Here is a 19969-nt window from a genome sequence, read left to right as displayed (position 1 = left end):
ATGATCGTAGCCTTCAGGCATCCCTTATGGGATATTATGAATAGGAGCGAGATCAGGAATGATAGTCGTTTGGTAATAATGTGATTGAATAATGATTTTATGAGAAAGAAGAGAGATTTATGGCAATTGATTCTGGGACTGGCATTTTTCTTGACGGCCTTGCCCGCTACAGCTCAGAAGTATCTGTTTTCCGGTACAGTGGTGGATGAAGCCGGGCAGTCACTGCCCGGTGTTGCCATCAAGGTCATGGGTACGAAAACGGGTACGATCACAGATGCTGACGGACATTTTACGGTAAGGTCTGATGAGAATACGCCTATGTTCCAACTGAGTTATCTGGGGATGAAAAATCTTCAGTACAAAGGTTCTGCAAAACCGATGAAGATTACGATGGTGTCGGATGCCTATACCATGCAGGAAACGGTCGTCACCGGTTATCAGAAATTGAAGAGGGAAAATGCTACCGGGGCTTTCCAGGCGATCACTGCCAAGGATCTGGATACACGCTATATGCCTGATCTGGCAGCTAACCTTGAGGGGAAGGTCGCCGGACTGGTAAAGTATGGTTCTGATCTGACGATCAGGGGAACGGGGACTTTAAATGCTGACAGTTCTCCCCTTGTCGTAGTTGACGGACTGCCTATCAGCGGGACCCTTGCTGATGTCAATCCTTATGATGTGGAAAAAATCACTACTCTGAAGGATGCAGCAGCTGCCGCCATCTACGGCGCCCGTGCTTCTAATGGTGTCATTGTCATTGTCACGAAAAGGGCCACAAAAGAGAAACTTGATATTGAACTCAATACGGATCTGACCTTTTATGATAAGAACCATTACAGTGATTATGGATATGCCAGTACAGCTGACCACCTGAAGGTGGAGCAGGATAATTTTGACTGGATCACCAATCACCCGGAAGCTTATAATTATCTGTCCGGACAATACCGGCACAGAGGAAAACTGCTGAGCCCGATTACACAGTTGATGATGCGCCACCATCTTGGACAGGTCAGTGATGCTGATTATAACGGTACGATTGCTGCATGGAGCCGGAACAATTACCGGAAGGAATGGCAGGATCAGATGGAACACAATCGCTTCATGCAGCAGTATAACCTGGCTCTGCGCACGAAGGGACGTTACCTGAATTCTAATATAGTCGTCAATTGGCAGGGGGATAATACTTCGGAGGTGGAGCAATATAGCAACAGGCTTTCCTTACAATATAATGGGGACCTGAATGTGACCCGGTGGCTGAATCTGAATTTCGGAATTACTTTGAATAATACGAGAGATAAAAAACACGCTTCTGGCCATTATGATCTGAATGATCTGACTTCCTTTGCAGATTACCAGAGTATGTATAATGCTGACGGGTCACCGGCCACCCTGAAAGGTTATGTGGCACTGGATGAACCCAGTTTGCAGAACTCCTCTTTCGGATTGAAGGATGAAGGAGTGGTACCTGTGGATGAACTGCACAAAAGTTTTGAGAAGACCAGAGAGACCTACTCACGTTCATTCGTCCATCTGAATGTCAGTCTGTTGCCGGAACTGCGTCTCAGCGCGATGTTCCAGTATGAGGATATTTCTGATCGGGGAGAAACTTATCTGACTCCTGACAGCTATGGGATTCGTCACATCTATAATCTGTTTACCAGTGGTGGTGTACATTATATGCCTGAAGGAGGACAACTGAATGTCACTTCAGGAGAACAGAACTATTTTACCTTCAGAACCCAGGCTGCTTATGACAAAACTTTTGCCGGCAAGCACGAGCTTAATGCCGTAGCTGGTTATGAATACCGCCAGACCTATAGTCGTAATACGCAGAACAGACTGTATGGCTATGATGAACAGACGCTGACCAGTGCTACAGGACTGATCAACTTCAAGGACCTGATCAATTTGCAGACGACGGACTTGGGAACCAATTATACTCCGCAGGATGTTTTCAGCAGTTCTGATGTGGCCGATATTGGTTGTGCCAGGCATCGCTATCTGTCTTATTATGCTACGGCAGACTATACATACGATCATCGGTACAGCATGAGTGCTTCTTACCGTGTGGATAAGGCTGACCTGTTCGGCGCTGATCCTAAGTTCCGCAGCCGTCCGCTATGGTCAGCTGGTTTGGGCTGGAATATGCAGAATGAAACTTTCATGAAGGAATTCAAATGGATCGATCTTCTGAAGGTGAGAGCCAGCTATGGGGTTACCGGGAATATCAATTCCAAATATTCTTCTTTCCTCACAGCCGTCATCCGGACAAGCGATTTGTATGGGGACAAGGTGGCTGATCTGAATGCTCCTCCTAATGACCAGTTACGCTGGGAGAAAACTGCCACGGTGGATGCAGGTGTGGACTTTGCGCTGTTTGCCCACCGGCTCACTGGCTCTGTGGATTTCTATAATAAGAAAAGTACCGATGTCTTGAGCAGTATTGATGTTAACCCGACAATAGGATGGACGACTCTGAATACCAACAATGCCGGTGTTTCCAATAAAGGAATTGAATTCCAGTTGAGCGGAGACATCCTCCGGTCTCGTACGGAGGATGGTTTTGGGATCAGCGCCGACTTTACGCTGGCCTATAATAAGAACAAGATCACGGCATTGTATCATGAGGCAACCAGTGGAGTGAAGGCCTTGGACTCTTATCATAAGGGGGATCCGGTCAATGCGTTGTATTCTTTCCGCTTTGACCATATCGGAACGGATGAGGATGGTTATCAGCAGGTGTACTGGAAGAAAGCCGATGGGGCAACTAACTGCAACAGCCTTTACAATGATGCCTTTACCGTGGCTGATGTAGAACTTAATGGTACTCTGGATCCTAAATGGAGCGGGAGTTTTACTCCTACGCTTACCTATAAAAGATTCTCATTGGGTGGCATGTTCGTGTTTTATGCCGGCAATAAATTCCGTGCGGATGCACAGGATTGGGATATATCGGATGGACTGTCGTACGGATCTTATATTCCCAAATCGTTCCTGAAATACTGGAATGCCAGTGAGGAAGACCGGAAAAAGTTGCTGGGCAACGGGTATATGATGAGCAGGATGAATATGTATACTTCTGATCTTTATTACTGTGACCAGGATGTTGCCTCGGCTGACTTCCTGAAATTACGCAGTCTGGTCTTGGGGTATCATCTCTCTGACAAGGCCTGTCATGCCCTTGGAATCTCGGCATTACGTATCCGTCTTCAGATGGAAAACGTGTTCACCTGTGTCCGTAATAAATATGGAATTGATCCGGAAAGGGTGAATGCAAAGACGGGTGAACTCCAGTTGAGAGCGCCGAAGAGTTGTACGCTGAGCCTGAATATAAACTTCTAAAGATTACAGAAATGAAGATAACTAAAAATGTTCTATTGATCACTTCTGTCTGCATGGCCCTTGCTTCCTGTAATCTGGATCTGGTCCCTGAGGGCCAGTCTACCTTACAAAAGACCACTGACCTGGAATTGCTGTTAAACGCCAAGCAGATCAAAATCAAACCTGCAGAGGATCTGGGAGTAATCGTTGACGAGGATTATGGCCAGGACTTTACTCCTATTGCCACCTTGATCAAAAATGCCAATACGATGGTCAGTGCTAACCTCACCTATAACGATACTATCCATAGAGCATCGCTCGTATCCTCTGATAGCCGGTATAACAGTATATACCAGTATATCGTCTATATGAATGTGCTGCTGGAGAAAATTGATGGTGCCTCTGGTGACGATTCCGCCAAGCCAGCCTTGAAAGCTGAGGCGCGTATTACACGTGCTTATTACCATTATATTGCGGCTAATATCTATGCCAGACAGTATGATGATGCGACGGCTGCAAAGGAGGGGGGGATTGCTTATGTCACGGATGTGGGCCTCAGCGATAAAAAACAACTTGATTTAGCTGAAGATTATGAAGATATGCTGGCTGACTGTACCGATGATCTGATCAGTCTTCTTCCTGACAAGGCTCATGTGACCCGCTTGTCCAAGTCTGCCGGTTATGCTATCCGCGCCAAGATCCTCTTTCAGATGAAGCATTATCAGGAGGCCTTGCCCTATGCTTTGAAGGCCTTGGAAGGGGACGGTAATATAGAGGACCGTAGTGTGATCATGACTACTCATAGATGGTCCATGCTTTCTACCAGTGCTAACAACATGCTCTATATAGCAGCCGTAGGTGACCAGAGTCCTATTCCTAATTGGGAACAGCTTTCTCTGGAAACGGTACCACTTTTCGAAAAAGGGGATTATGTGAAGGATTATGCTTATAGTGATGGAACGGTAGAAAGTGGCAATGAATTCTGGAATGCTGACTATGGTGCTATGGATTCGGGGATTGACGGTGCTTTGGAAGCTACCGGTGAGGATGCTTTTGTCAATCCATGGGGAATTACTGTGGAACGGATGATGTATCTGGCGGCGGAATGCTACATCCGGACAGGGGAGATCCAGAAAGGTCTTGACCTGATAAACAGGGTCCGCGAGAAACGGATAGATCCTCAGCATTACCAGCCCTTTACTGCTTCGTCTGAAAAGGAGGCTATGGCTCTTCTTCAACGGGCAAAGTTTATTGAAGATATTGGGAGCTATGAGAATTTCTTCGACCGCAAACGGTGGAATTCGGAAACGGCTTACAAGAAGAACATTACCCGTCATATACCTGATGTTGGTGATTTTACCATTACTCCTGAGAGCCAGTATTGGGTGATGCCGTTCTCGCTTAAAGTAATGCAGAACAGTGATTATAAGCAGAATTATTAAGAGGACGCACCATGCGTCTTCTTTTCTTTGTTTAAGGAATAGAAAGGGTGCCGTTAAGGGGGATAAATCCACTTTTCTATTCCTTAAAAAAAACTTCATTCCGTTATTTTTTATTATAGAAAAGCGTATGAAAACCACATATTTGTTGCATCTAAGTGTTAAACTTTAACTTTTTGCAGAAAATATTTGGAAATATGCTAAATGTTTCTTAATTTTGTAGCCCCAAATAGAAATATACTTTATTTTCTTTAAAAGGGAGAGATTTGATTGGAAAAGGGTAATTTCTGGGTGATATGCCTGACGTAAGAGAGACGGTGAGCATATAAGAGAGTATTTCCATACAATCAAATAAAGGTTCAGAACAGTATCAGACCATTCCGGATCATGGCATTCGGAGGTGGTGTCTTATCGCCTGAAGAGTACGATGGATAATGGGGAAATTAATTAACGTAAATATAATAGGTATTTAATCTTCTAAAAACAAGATTATGGGAAAAAAACTAATGATGTTTTTAGCCTGCCTATTCCTGAATTTAGGAATGGCAATGGCACAAACACAAGTCACAGGTACAGTTGTTTCCTCTGATGATGGGCAACCTGTGATCGGAGCAGCTATTAAAGTCGTGGGTACTGCTAACGGTACGGTAACGGATCCAGATGGGAAATTTACACTGGCCGCTCCTGAAGGTAAAAAGTTGGAGATCTCTTATATTGGCATGGAAACTCAAATACTTGCTGCTAAGCCAAATATGAAGATAACTCTAAAACCTGATCATAAATCTCTTGATGAGGTGATCGTGACTGGCTATGGAAACTTCAAGAAGTCTTCTTTTACGGGTTCTGCTGCTACAATGAATACGAAGTCGCTTGAAGATGTTCCGGTGATGTCAGTAGAGGATAAACTGGCTGGTGGTGTTGCAGGTGTAACGGTTACTTCTTCCTCAAGTTCTCCGGGGGCTGCTGCTGATATTCGTATCCGGGGTATGGGATCAATTAATGCTGGTAACAATCCGTTGATCGTTATTGATGGTACACCTGTTACGTCTGGTAATATGAGTGAATTTACATATAGTGACGCTGGTACAAGTATTCTGGCTACATTAAACTCTGATGATATTGCGAGCATAACCGTTATTAAGGACGCTGCAGCTGCTTCTTTGTATGGATCACGTGCAGCTAACGGCGTAATTGTTATTACTACCAAGAGTGGTAGTAAAGGGAGGACTCATGTGAATTACCGTAGTGACTGGGGCTTTTCTAATATGGCTATCAATTATCGTCCTATGTTGAATGGTGATGATCGTCGTGCTGTTTTGGAGGAAGGTCTTAAAAATCATTATGTATATGATGAAGGAATGACTGCTGCTGATGCTGCAACACAGGCTGCCAATGAGATCGATCAATATGCGGCAAAGCCAAGTACAGGATGGACTAATTGGAAAGATATACTGTTCAAGACAGGTCATCATTCTGATTATCAGGTTGATGTTTCTGGAGGAGGTCAGAATACCAAGTTCTATTCTTCTCTGGCATACGCCAATCAGGATGGTATCGTCGCTAATGAAGGCTTGAGCCGCTATACGGGCAATGTCAATGTTACTCATACTTTTGGCCATTTTACTTTGAATGTGACTTCTCTGATTTCTAAAATGCGCCAGCAGTTGGCTGATGAAAAAACAAACTATGATGGTGCTGTAGTAAACTATGCATTCTTTCAGAATCCATCATCTACAGCTTATAATAAGGATGGTTCTTTAACCACATCCCCGGGTATTTTTGGAGTCAACCCTCTGAATGAATATAAGCATTCCCATGATGTCAACACTGTACATCGTACTTATGATACGGCAAAACTCTCCTGGAATATCTGGGACAAATTGTATTTAAGTGAAAAACTTGCTTATGATTATACTGATGGTACTGAGGATGTGCTTTGGGACCGATATTCGCTTAATGGCAGTCCTTCTGGTGTGTGTCAGAGAATAAAAAATACAATTGAGCAAATCAATAGCCAGACCCAGCTTACTTATACAAAAAGCTTCGGGCTTCATAATATAGATGCACTGCTTGGCTTTGAAAATGAAAATTACCGCTATGCTTATAACTATTTAAGTGGTCAGGATTATCCTGGTAATCTTTATGAGTTTTGTAATGCTGGAACCACGACATCGTCAAGTAATAAGCAGATTTCAAAGTTGGTATCTTATTTAGGCCGTATCAATTATAACTATAATAGTACCTATTATTTAGGCGTAAGTTTTCGTACTGATGGCAGTTCTCGCCTTGCACGTAATAATCGTTGGGGTAACTTCTGGTCTACCTCGGGTGCTTGGCGTTTTACAAGTGAAAAATTCATGAAATCTATCAAGAATATTCTTTCCGATGGTAAGCTTAGAGTATCTTATGGCGTAAATGGTACTCAGCCTTATAGCTTCTATTCTTACATGAATCTCTATAATTATGGTGAGTATTATGATGGTCAGTCTGGCATGGGTATTGTCGGTGTAGGAAATGACAATCTGAAATGGGAGAAGAATTATGCATTTAATGTCGGTTTGGATTTGACATTCTTAGACCGTTATACGGCTGTTTTCGATGTCTATACCCGGACGACTAAAGATCTGATCTATGATATGCCGATTTCTGCTGTTCCTGGTTATTACGATAGTTCTATTCCTTTCATGCCGACAGTTGCCAAAAACATCGGATCTCTCCGTAATACAGGTTATGAGTTAACTCTTACGGCCAATTGGATACAGAAAAGAGACTTTTCCTGGAGCTCAACTTTGGATATGGCCCATAACCATAATAAAGTTATCAAATTAAACGGAAGTTCTGATGTTATTATGGATGACACCTGGAGTCGTGTTCTGGCACATAAAGTGGGAGAGTCATATAACTCTTATTACTGTTATGAATATGCAGGCGTAGATCCTAAGACGGGTAATGAGTTGTATTATATTAATGATGGAACTGCTAATGCACGCAACACGACAACTGATGTGAGTAAGGCTAATAAAGTAATTGTAGGTAGCCCGGAAGGTAAACTTGAAGGGGCAATATCCAATACCTTGACATGGAAATTTATAGATTTTGGCTTTAATTTCACTTATCAGATTGGCGGCCATGCTTATGATTATCCTCGCTGGCAGCATTCTAATGGTAGCTCTGATTTGTATAATGGAGCGGTTCCTTCTTACTATAAAATCTCTGAAATGTGGACAGGTCCTGGCGATACGACAGCCAAGTTGCCTAAATTCCAGTATGGAAATACTTTCCAGTATTCATCTCGCTGGCTGATGCCTTTGGATTATCTTCGTCTGAAGAGCCTTACGATAGGTTTTTCAGTGCCTCGTCAGTATCTGCAGAAATTGAATTTAAGTAAAGCGCGCATATATTTCTCAGGTTTTAATTTGTTGACATTTAAGTCTTCAAAATTGTATGTTGATCCGGAAGTCCCTGTCAATGGTATCTGTAACTTTGAGACTCCGGCTATCCGTACATTTACTTTTGGAGTGGAATTAGGCTTTTAATAAATAAAAAACTGAAAGATATGAAATCATTTAAAAAAATATATATCTTGGCTTATGGAGCCTTGGTCATGTTCTCATTGACATCTTGCAGCAATGGCTGGCTGGATGTGTCTCCATACGATGGCGTAAAGTCTGAGTCGGCATTGACAAGTACTGAGGCACTTGAAAGTGCGCGTATTGGTATGTATAAAGCTTTGAAGGGTAGTTCTTCCTTCGTTGACTACTATGGACGTAATATGTTTGTCTATGGTGATGTTCGTGGTGAGGATGTCCAGTATAATGCTGCTTATGGTAGTAATCGTGCCAGGTTTTACTATACTATGGAGTATACTACCCCTGATGACTTTACTCAGGAAACAGCTATCTGGCAGTCTCCTCTGATCACTATTGGTCGTGCTAATCGTATTATAGCAGCCGTAGACGGTGGTAAAATAGGAGATGCTTCTTCCGATTCAAGTACTGTAGCCCAATACAAAAATGAGGCTAAAGTGGTTCGTGCTTTGTGTCTTTTTGATTTGACACGTGTTTATGGCGAACCTTATTTGAAAGACAATGGTGCATCTTTAGGCGCACCTATTGATACTACAGTTTATGATTACAATATTCAAGTAGGTAGAAGTACTGTTGCGGACTGTTATACTCAAGTCATTAAAGATCTTACAGAGGCTATTGTTTCTGGTGCTCTTCCTACTGTGAAAACCCAAGGGTATATCAATAAATGGGCTGCTGAGGCTTTGCTTTCCCGTGTATATTTAAGTAAAGGGGATTATAAAAATGCACTTTCCGTTTCAGAGGACATTATTAATAATTCTCCGTATAAACTGTGGACTCGTGATCAGTATGTTAGTGCCTGGGGTAATAATGACACTAATCATACTAATGAGATGCTCTTTGAATTTGTTATTACCAATACTCAGGATTGGGTAGATCGTGAAGGATATGCTTATTTGACGGTTGAAAATTCTAAATCACTTGAGAATCCCGGCTATGGTGATATTGTGATTACCAAGGCTTTCTCTGATTCCTTGCTCACTGATCCTCAGGATATACGTAATGATATTGTGACTGCTGCTACGGCTGATGATAAGAATATGTTTGGTGGCCGGAAAGTTTATCTGACGAAGTTCCCCATGGGGCGTTATAATGATATTCCTGTCCTTCGCCTTTCAGAGGTGTATTTAAATGCTGCAGAGGCTGCCTTTGATGAAGGGGATAAAGTAACGGCTGCTAAGTATTTGAATGCAATCATTGAAAACCGGACAACTGATGTAAGTAAAGAGGTGTCTGCGTCCAGTATTACAGCTCAACGTATTTATATGGAACGCCGTAAAGAACTTGTTGGTGAAGGGCAACGATACTTTGATGCTCTTCGACGTGGTGAGACAATTACCCGCTATACATCGACGGCTGATCGTGGTTGGCATTCTATTTTGAATTCAGATGCAAGAGTGATTGATACTTGGACATCCAAGAAAGCTCTTCCTCTGATTCCTTCTTATGAAATGTCTGCTAACTTAAAGATGCAGCAAAATCCACGTTATTGATATAATAGATCATTAAAGCAATATTAATTTAATCTGCATATATCTTCGGGTATATGCAGATTTTTTAATTTGGTTTGGTTTTTGTCATGGAGATCTATCAGTCTTGTTTAATCCCAATGCAGTATGTTAATGTCGGACAATCTTTCTTGAACTTGAATCTTAATGCTAGCAGAAAGAGTATATCTTCGGAAAACATTTTATCATTATGTTTTTGTTGGTCCTGAAAAACGCATATCAGTTTTTTTTGTTATATTTGCGGGAAATGATTTTAGCGTCGGCTCTTGTAAGAGATCATCCCTTTCATCGGAAATGGAATTCATCATGGGGGTCGGTGTGTAGTGTGACATTAAGAGATGAAAAAATATTTATCGTTAATCGTATTTTTAAGTTGTTTGTTATTAGGTGTCCAGGCACAACCTAAGCAGGTGATCAAACCTTTGGAAACTCATCATTGGGTGGGTACATGGGCCACCGCTCAACAGGTTCCTGTAAAGAGATTCATGCCCTATGATAATAATCTGACTAACCGCTCTATACGCCAAGTTGTGAAAGTCTCTATTGGAGGGAATACCCTTCGCCTGAAAATTTCCAATGAGTTGAGTTCTCAACCTCTTTATATCCGTTCTGTTTATATTGCATACACTACGGATGCCTTCGCCATTTACACTAAATCTGCTAAGTATCTTCAATTTAGTAAACAATATGCGGTTAAGATTCCTGCGGGTAAAGCTGTCTGGAGTGATGCCTTGCTCTTTGACTTAAGACCTCTTTCTCGCTTATCCATTACGATTAATTACTTGAAGGCTCCACGGATACCTACCGTTCACATGGGCTCCCGTACAACTTCTTATATCCTGCAGGGGGTCACAGATGCTCATACTGATTTTGCAAAGTCATTCAAAGAAAATCACTGGTTTAATATCGCCGGGATTGATGTCTGGGATGACAGTGCGCGATGCATTGCCATCATAGGTAATTCTATTACTGATGGGAAATGTTCTACAAATAATGCTCAGAACCGTTGGCCGGATATTATGGCTGAAACGTTACAGGATAAATATAAAGTTAAAGATTTAGGTGTCTTGAATTTAGGTATCGGGAATAACCGTGTCGCGCTTCCGGGCGGTTTCGGCTATATGGCCAAGGAGCGTTTTGATCATGATATTCTTGGGCAGAACGGTGTGAAGTCTGTGATTATTTTCGAGGGGGTGAATGATATTGCTGCATCGAAAGGCAATGGCGAAACGGTTGTCCGTAAGCTCATAGAGGCTTATGGGGAAATGATAAAGAAAGCTAAAGATCGTCATCTGGAAGTGTATCTGGGGACGATAACTCCATTTCTGGGTTCCGGTGTATATTCAGTCCCTCATGAAGCTGCCCGGGAAAAGGTAAATGACTGGATCCGCTTGCAGAAAGATAAGGTAAATGGTATATTGGATTTCGACAAACTCCTCAGTAATCCTCTTGACCCTCACCGGATGAAAGAGAATGTGCAGGGAGGTGATTGGTTGCATCCTAATCCAGAGGGTTATCTTGAAATGGGTGAGTATGCGGCTGGGGTCATCTCTGGTGAGAGACTTAAAGGAAATCCCTAAAATAATGTTGGCTTACCGGGCTTTTCATGGATAGGATAAAACGTGCTTCGTTTCTCGTTTCTGATAAACATTAATTTCATTTTTTTATAAAAAGAAAAATAAGGAATATATTTTCTGTTAATTTGATTGGCTTTATTTAACGCTAAAAAAGCGTCTAAAAGATCTCCTTGATTTTTCAAATTGATCATTACAGTCTGCTGATTCTGTCCTTCTTGATTTGATAATGACCGGATACTGATCAATAAGTTTATATCATATACATTATATGCCTTTTTTGTTCTTCTTGCATGATTATGCTTGATTATTGCAATGTGGTTTAATTAAGTTTGCTTTTGTTACTTTATGAAACTGAAAATGAATTAAAGTTGCATATAGCTTACATTATTGTGTTAAATATTAACTTTTTGCAAGAAATATTTGGAAGTGAGCTAAATGTTTCTTAATTTTGCAATTCAAATAAGAATTTACTTTAATTTCTTTTAGGGAGATTTAATAATAGAAAGGAGTAATTTCTGAATAAATGGAACTGGTAGTTTTGAGAGAGCTGCCAGAAATCCAAGAGAGTGTATTTCGGATTTTCCATGGTAGAGTAGACGGATGAATTGAAAGGAATGCGGAGAGAGACATTTCTGGATCAATGATTTTCTATTCTACATCAATAATGGTTAACGAAAAAATTTGATAAACGTAAATATAGGTATTTAATCTTCTAAAGAAAAAGATTATGGGAAAAAGACTAATGATGTTTTTAGCCTGCTTATTCCTGAGTGTGGGAATGGCAATGGCGCAAACCAAAGTATCCGGTACCGTAGTATCTCAAGAAGATGGTGAACCAATTGTTGGTGCAGCTGTTCTTGCCGTAGGTACAAAGACTGGTACCGTAACTGATACTGAAGGTCATTTCGATTTGGCTGTTCCGGTTGGCAGTAAATTAAGATTTTCTTATTTGGGTATGAAACCTAAAGTGCTTGTGGCGGAATCGGATATGAAAGTGTCTCTGCATTCAAGTGATCAGACGTTGAATGATGTGGTAGTTACTGCAGAGGGGATTACTAGACAGAAACGTTCTTTGGGATATGCTACAACAAAGATAGATGCAAAGGATTTGACTTCTGTTAATGAAGGTAATCTGAATAATGCTCTTGTTGGTAAAGTGGCTGGTGCTCGTTTCGTTGGTGGTTCTGGTGCTAAATTTGATGAAGGCAAGATAGTACTTCGTGGTGTTACTTCTATTCCTGCCGTCATAACCGGTTCTACTGCTCCTACTTATTCAGCAGGATCAGAACCTATTTATGTGATCGATGGTGTTATTGCTTCAGCTTCATCAGTTGACATGAATGATGTAGCCAGTATTAATGTCTTGAAGGGTCCTGCAGCGACGGCTCTTTATGGCGTTCGGGGTGGAAATGGAGCTGTCGTTATTATTACTAAAGGTGGCAGTATTGGACAGGATAGACAGGCTGTAAATATTGGCCATACGATAGAATGGACTACTGCTTATAACCATGTTAAACTTCAAAAAGAATATGGTGGTGGTTATCTTGGTAGTGATGGACTTGAAACTTATCACTGGAAAGAGGGAGATCCGTTGAATTATAAGCAGTTTGATGGCCGTAAATATTATGATTATGCTGACGATTCATCATGGGGACCTAAGTTTGACGGTTCTTCGTACATGACAGCAGCTTCTTGGGATCCGACAAGTCCGTATTTTGGGAAGCAGGATACGTGGAGTAATCACCTTGATATGATGGATCTTTTTAATACGGGTCTTTCTAATACGACCAATGCCAGTTTTGACAAAAGCGGGAAAGATTATGCTATGCATGTGGCTTTAGGAACGAGTAATATTGGGGGTGTTGATCCCAATAGTGATGCCCAGCGTCGTTTCGCTAATGCGAAGTTGACTTTCTCTCCGCTAAAGAATCTGAGAGTAAATTTTGATTATAAATATACTTATAAGAAGAATCATAATGCTGCTACTGAAGGCTATTCAACTGATGGTAACAATCCGTATTCAGACCTCTTACAATGGGGTAATACTAATGTTAACTTGAAGGAGTATAAGGATTATACTCGCCCTGACGGGACTTTCCGCTCATGGAACATTTCTTCTCCTACTGACTTTACTCCGGCGTTCCATGAAAGTCCTTATGCAATTTATAATGAGATTAATGACGTCAACAAGCGTCAGTATAATATAATCGCAGCAGATTTTGAATATTCTCTTCCATATAATATTAAAATAGGATGGAAGACTACGGCAGATCTCCAAGATTATATTGAAATTTATAATACTCCGGCTTTGACCAGTATCACCGCTGCTCACAAACAATGGCAGGAGCAGAGTTCTGATATTTACAATCAGGCAAGAGTAACCTGGAGAAACATTTTCCTGGATGGAAAGTTGAATATGGATGCGGCCCTTTTCCTTGAAAATCGTTTCTATCATTATGAAGGTGTTAATGTCTTTACACAGGATGGTTTATTAATGCCTGGTCTGTTTAATACGGGAAATTCATTAGGTACAGCTCATGGTGATGATTCTCATCTTCAGACAACCTATGATTTCTTCGGCAATTATACCGGTACTCAGAAGCAGAAAACACAATCTGTTTTTGGCACCTATAGTGCTGGATGGGCTGATACTTATTACATAGAGCTTTCCATGAGGAATGATTGGAATTCTACTCTTCCGAGTAAAAATAACAGTTATCTTTATGGTGGAGCTTCGGCATCGGCTATTGCCAGTAATTGGTTCCATCATGGTGACTGGTTGAATTACTGGAAAATTCGAGGCAGTTTCGCTCAGGTAGGCTCTGCTCTTGATCCATACGAATTATCCAATATCTATGATTTTGGCCTTCGTTATGGTTCTACAGCTACTCTTGTTAATAGTGGGGTATTGATTGATAATAATATTAAGCCTTCTATTACGACATCATACGAGATAGGTACTGAATTCAGTCTCTTCAATAACCGTTTATGGGGTGATATTAATTTTTATCGCCGTGATACTAAGAACCAGATTATTAAAGTTTCTACTTCTGCATCGTGTGGTTATTCTTCGAGACTTACTAATGCAGGACTGATTCGTAATGATGGTTTTGAAATCAGCTTGGGTGGTAAACTTATTAAAACTGAAGATTGGGAATGGCAGATGGATGCTAATGTAGCTCATAATGCTAATAAATTAGTCAAACTGACAACTGGTATGACGCGTTATACTCTTGATTTTCATCAATTCTATGCACCGCTATATAGTTATGCTGAGGTGGGTAAACCTATCGGTGCTCTTTATACCTCACGTAATTGGAATTATAGTCCTGATGGAAAAATTATTATGACAGATAATGGTGATGGTACTTATACTCCTCAGATTGACAAAAATACAGAACGCTACCTGGGGAATATACAGCCAAAGGTTACTGGTGGATTTTCTACCTCTCTACGCTGGAAGGATCTTACTCTACGTGCATCACTTGATTTCCGTTTTGGAGGCAAGATTGCTTCTGTAACTAATATGTGGCTTTCCGGATCCGGTATGGCTGCCCGTACAGCAGGTCTTAATGACAAAGGTGGTGAACTCCGTGGTGATGTTTCTAAAGGTGGCGGTGTCCGTATTGATGGTGTCGTAAAGAATTCTGACGGTACCTATAAGGATGTTACAACCTATATGGATGCTACAGAGTATTTCCAGAATTATGAATCAACTCTCTGGGCACCTTATGTCTATAATGCGTCATATATCAAATTGCGAGAACTTTCATTGGCTTATAGTGTACCGGCTATATGGCTGAATAAATTACATGTTGGTCTTACAGCTGCCAGTATTTCATTTATTGCAAGTGATCCATTCTTGATCTGGAGTGATTGTCCTAATATAGACCCTTCTGAGACTAACGGTTCTGCATTTGAAACGGGGCAGGCTGTGTCTACGCGATCATTCGGCCTTTCTGTTAATTTAACATTTTAACGTATAAAGCAGATTACAATGAAAAAAATATTATATAAGATAACCCCAGTATTGTTGGGTTTGTTGATGTTGTCTAGTTGTGGCAATTTCGACAATGTTAATGATGATCCAAATCATCCTGACCAAGCTTATACGGAATTTCTGTTTGCCTTCTCAGAGCGTTATGTACCTTATTTTGTCATGCAACGTTCTTATAATCCAGCATTCTTATTGCTCCCACGTTACATTGCTGAGCGTCAGAACGTACAGTATGGACGATATAATGTTACAGAATTGTCTACACAAAACTATTATCAGTATACGTTGATGAATCTGAAGAAGATCATCATGATGAATCAGAACGCGTCTACTATGAATTCAGCAGCTGTCACTTCTTTTGGTTCAAATGCTAATCAGATTGCTGCAGCCAAGACTTTGATGGATTATTATTATCTTGGACTAACAGATGCTTTAGGTATGATTCCTTATTCTCAAGCTCTTCTTGGAGATAGTGCTAATTTTACTCCAAAACTGGATACTCAGGAAGAAATTTATAAAGGTGTTATGAGTGATCTTGAGGCAGCCTACAGTGAATTTGATACAAGCAGCTCCTTGAATTCTACTTATGACTATATTTATAAAGGTGATATTTCTAAATGGAAGAAACTAAATGCCACTTTGCGAATGATGGCAGCTATCAAATTGAGTGATGTTGATCCTGCAGATGGCAAAGTTTGGTTTCAGAAAGCTTATGAGGATGGAGGAATTGTCAGCAATGAGGATAATTTTATTTATCCATTCTATGGTAACACGGATAATGAAAATCCAATGTATACAAATATTTACACTGAAGGGCGTAAGGATTTCGCACCTTCAACAGATATCGTAAATATAATGAATAATCTGAAAGATCCTCGTCGTGCTGCTTATTTCATGATGAATGCTGACAGTATATATAAAGGAATTCCATTAGGTATTACTTCTTCAGAAGTAACAAATTATAATAAAGATAATTCGGATTTTAATCCTAATTTATATAAACAGAATGAACCTATTGTCATCTTTTCTGCTGCGAGAACTCTGCTTGTTGAGTCTGAGGCTGCCGTTAGAGGGTGGATTAATGCTGATGCTAAATCTTTGTACGAGGAGGGCGTCAAACTTTCCATTGCAGAAAAATACAGTCTGTATGCTGGGACAGCTACTTCTGCCGTAATGAAAGATGGTACAAAATATGTTTCATATACTACTCCGAATGCTCCGTCTGATGCAGAGGTTGATGCTTATTTAAATAGTGATGGTGTGAGATTTGAGGGAACTGCAGCCCAGGAGATTGATCTTATTGCAACTCAGCGTTATATCAACGGTTATTTTGAGGACGGGATTGAAACGTGGTCTGACTGGCGTCGCCTTGATGCTCCTGCTTTGACCATTGGACCTTCCAGTTTGGTAAGCCATATTCCGTATCGTTGTACTTATGATGATGGTGATGTTAGTACAAATACTGCTAATTATGCAGCTGCTGCCAAGATACAGGGTGAGAATACTGTGGATACTCGTGTGTGGTGGGATGTTGCGGATAATGCTCCTCAGAGTAAAGAATAAAAAGTTCTCTTATAACTGTTCAGTAAACAAGGGAGGTTAATTCATTGGGAATTGACCTCCTTTTTTCATTCTTTGTTTAGCAAGAGATGTAAAGTATGGTTATGTAGGCTTGTTATAATATTTAAAAGTTTAATTACCACGCTTTGGAGACATCGTTACCAAGCCTTGGAAAGATGCTTACCGTGGCTTGGTAATCTGTTTACCAGATTAAGGTAATAACAGCCTGGACAGATGCTTGATGTATAGTAGTAATGAATACGGAAATTAGTTGGCAATCTCTGTTGTTAAGTTGCCTTTTAGTTGACAAGATAATTTGTTAAACTCAGATCAGGTTGCCTGCAATTTCCGGTTTGAGAGTTTATGACTGTTGGTAAGTGATCATTCACTGGTCTTATAATCGTAATTCTCACCGAAATCCTTTTGGTATTCTCTGTTGAATACCCTTATTGCATCTTTGGCCTCGTAAGCCCTGCTCAGTCGTTTCAGGGACTTGATCTGAATGTCTAAAGCATTAGTGTTCAGAGGGTCTGCGTTAAAGATTGCTTTTGCTAATTCGATGGCCACATCATATTCTTTCTTTTTATAAGCTTCATCCATTTTCCTCGTCAGGATAGGGATGAGCATTTGCTCTTCTTTAGATTTGAAATGATCCAGGGTGGGCATATCCATTTTCTGCAGGAACTTGCCCCTCTTTAGAATGGAAATTAAGGTGATGTCGTCGGAATTTTCATCCTTGACCATTTTGCAACATTCGTAATAATCACAGTAGAAAGGTTTGTGGATCTCAAGCTTGAAAGTTCCTTCTTGATAAACTACTTCTATTCCATCTATTTCTTCTAGTACTTTCCTGAGATGGTTCATGGTTACGCTTCGTGAATTCTTGATCTTTTCGGTTGGTTTATTTCCCCAGAGCATTGAACCTAAGGATTTGGATGATATACCCTCATGTTCACTATATTCAACAAGGATGCAGAAAATCTCACGGAGTTTGTTCGTAAACATGTAACTAATATCTCGGTTTTTCCGGTCTCGAGCCATAAAGTCGCCAAACAAGTAAATCGAGTTTGGCTTTAACTGGTTCTTACCCAGATGGAGAATGGCCTGTTGCTGACCTATATTTTCTTTCCGTTTCTTGCGGTAGAGAAGTATGGTTATAGTGGTTACAAAAACCAGGAAGACCAGGCCAAGGATAAGATGCTCCCATCTCATGGGGTGTGGTATTTTAATGGCTTCAGCGTATGATGTAGAAGATAAAACCGGTAAATTGATACTGTATATTTTCAGTGTTGATGAGATATCATCTTTTGATTCTTGAACGGTTACAATGATTTTCTGTTGTTGGCGATCATAATACAGATTGGCATTAGTTGTGATTTTATCTGAGTGGATGGGGATAGAATCACCCAGGATCTGATAACTTCCGTCTTTTATGGAAAAGCGGTAGAGTTTAAGGTAAGAGTCAGACAGGAATTCAGAATAGCATAAGGTATAGAAATATTTCTGATCGAACAGGATCATACCCTTGACCGGCACGACATTCTGTTTTCCATCCCAGTTCAGTTCCCAAAGTTTTGTGATCTTCTTCGTCTTTTTATTTAACCGGTACAGATCATAGAAGTATTTCCGTCCGACAGACTGGTCCCCGGATTCATTCCCCATCCCCCCAAACAGGTATACATTGTTCCCATATTGACCGGCCGATACAAAATATCTGGGTTTCCTTGGCCCGCTGATTCCTTGCAGGACCGACCATTTACGAGTATGTATATCGTAGGTATAGAATTGATTACTGTAGTGCATCGGTTCGAAGCCACCATAGATCGTTAATCTCTGTGCACGTTCATCAAAGAACGCCCCGTGGTGGTGTTCCTGTGCTTTGAGTTGATCATGACTTTCCGGCATCCATTTTAGAGTGTTCAGGTCAAGACTGGCTACAGTCACTTCCTGTGGATCTTTGTGGTCCTTATGGACTTCATACGTATAGAGTCTTTTATTTGAATGGTTCAGAAAGTTCATTCCCAGGTAAATATCCACAGGGCATCGGTTGACAAAGCGTTTACATACCGTCTGCTTGTTGCGTGTGTTAAAAGTGTTGAGATAGTTCCGGTTGTAATAATAAACATTTTGGTTATAAGGATCGTAGCAGGAACCGGCATTAGTCCTGGAATACAGTTTCTTAAGGAATTTCCAATGATAGGAATCATTAATTCCCCAATAAGGATTCTGTACATAACCGATTTTGTTGCCATTTTTATCATATACATCATTGCCATGGCTTTGCCTTAATGGGAACACGTAGTTTTCTCTGTCACCACTGATGACAAGGTCTTTCATGCCAAAAGCCGGGACATCGATAATATAGTCGTTCCTGCCGAAGACAAGATTGGGCTTGATCTCATGAGGGAGGCGTGTATCATAGATGCTTAATGCATGTCCATTGACTTTCATGGTGATGGTTTTCTTGTCCAGATTGAAATGCAAGCTGAAAGGGAACCAATGCTTATCTTTTAATTCTTGTGGATTAAATTTATAAGTGATCAGCTCCTTATAGCCTTCTCGGTTGAGTTCGATAATGTCATCTTTCGATCCATCAAGGAAGATGTTGAAGATCTCATTATGTTTCAGATCTGTTATCCTGAGAATATATCCGAAGGCATCCGTATCCGGGAACTGCATATCAAACTTAATATTGAATTGGTGGTGAAAAGTGTCAACGTCTTTTTTAAAGACATCGTATGAGGTCCTTTTTCTTATCGAATTGAAGGGATCTTGAAAAAAGAGTCCTTGAGCACTGGCACTGAGTGAACCAACGCAAGATATTATCATTAGTAAGAGAAATAGGAGTAAAGTTTTCATTTATAAATTATTCGATTATATATTTTACAAAGGTAAGTAGAATTTTTAGCTTTGTCAATGTCAAAAGGGTTAATTTTATGTTTTTTGATCTCTTATTATCACATTAATTATGTTTTTAATC

At 40.6% G+C, this 19969-nt stretch carries 8 protein-coding genes; 7 read left to right on the top strand and 1 reads right to left on the bottom strand.

The window, feature by feature from the left end:
- Nucleotides 1-99 precede the first annotated feature (99 nt).
- From ACYRYG_RS07480 to ACYRYG_RS07450, 7 genes are all read left to right on the top strand, one after another.
- Nucleotides 100-3342: a SusC/RagA family TonB-linked outer membrane protein gene (locus ACYRYG_RS07480; protein WP_460197922.1), complete on the top strand. Its 3243-nt coding sequence runs from the start codon at nt 100-102 to the stop codon at nt 3340-3342.
- Between the two features lie 11 nt (nt 3343-3353).
- Nucleotides 3354-4763 carry a RagB/SusD family nutrient uptake outer membrane protein gene (locus ACYRYG_RS07475; RefSeq protein ID WP_460197921.1) on the top strand — a complete coding sequence of 470 codons (1410 nt, stop codon included), beginning with the start codon at nt 3354-3356 and terminating at the stop codon, nt 4761-4763.
- A 488-nt stretch (nt 4764-5251) separates the two neighbouring features.
- Nucleotides 5252-8296: a SusC/RagA family TonB-linked outer membrane protein gene (locus ACYRYG_RS07470; protein WP_460197920.1), complete on the top strand. Its 3045-nt coding sequence runs from the start codon at nt 5252-5254 to the stop codon at nt 8294-8296.
- Between the two features lie 20 nt (nt 8297-8316).
- The gene (locus ACYRYG_RS07465; protein ID WP_460197919.1) at nt 8317-9840 is read left to right on the top strand and encodes a RagB/SusD family nutrient uptake outer membrane protein; all 1524 of its coding nucleotides are present in this window, start codon (nt 8317-8319) and stop codon (nt 9838-9840) included.
- A gap of 353 nt (nt 9841-10193) precedes the next feature.
- A complete protein-coding gene (locus ACYRYG_RS07460; RefSeq protein ID WP_460197918.1) occupies nt 10194-11435 on the top strand; it encodes a GDSL-type esterase/lipase family protein in 1242 nt (413 codons plus the stop codon).
- Between the two features lie 724 nt (nt 11436-12159).
- Nucleotides 12160-15411: a SusC/RagA family TonB-linked outer membrane protein gene (locus ACYRYG_RS07455; RefSeq protein ID WP_460197917.1), complete on the top strand. Its 3252-nt coding sequence runs from the start codon at nt 12160-12162 to the stop codon at nt 15409-15411.
- Between the two features lie 18 nt (nt 15412-15429).
- The gene (locus ACYRYG_RS07450; protein ID WP_298671468.1) at nt 15430-16992 is read left to right on the top strand and encodes a SusD/RagB family nutrient-binding outer membrane lipoprotein; all 1563 of its coding nucleotides are present in this window, start codon (nt 15430-15432) and stop codon (nt 16990-16992) included.
- A 378-nt stretch (nt 16993-17370) separates the two neighbouring features.
- Here ACYRYG_RS07450 and ACYRYG_RS07445 read toward each other — a convergent pair whose 3' ends face one another.
- Nucleotides 17371-19668, bottom strand: a complete 2298-nt coding sequence (locus tag ACYRYG_RS07445) for a Kelch repeat-containing protein (protein ID WP_294077511.1) — start codon at nt 19666-19668, stop codon at nt 17371-17373.
- Nucleotides 19669-19969: the final 301 nt, after the last annotated feature.

The organism is Segatella asaccharophila (genome assembly GCF_054687055.1).
Note: the sequence above shows the minus strand (reverse complement) of the source record. Positions and strands in the feature narration are given on the sequence as shown.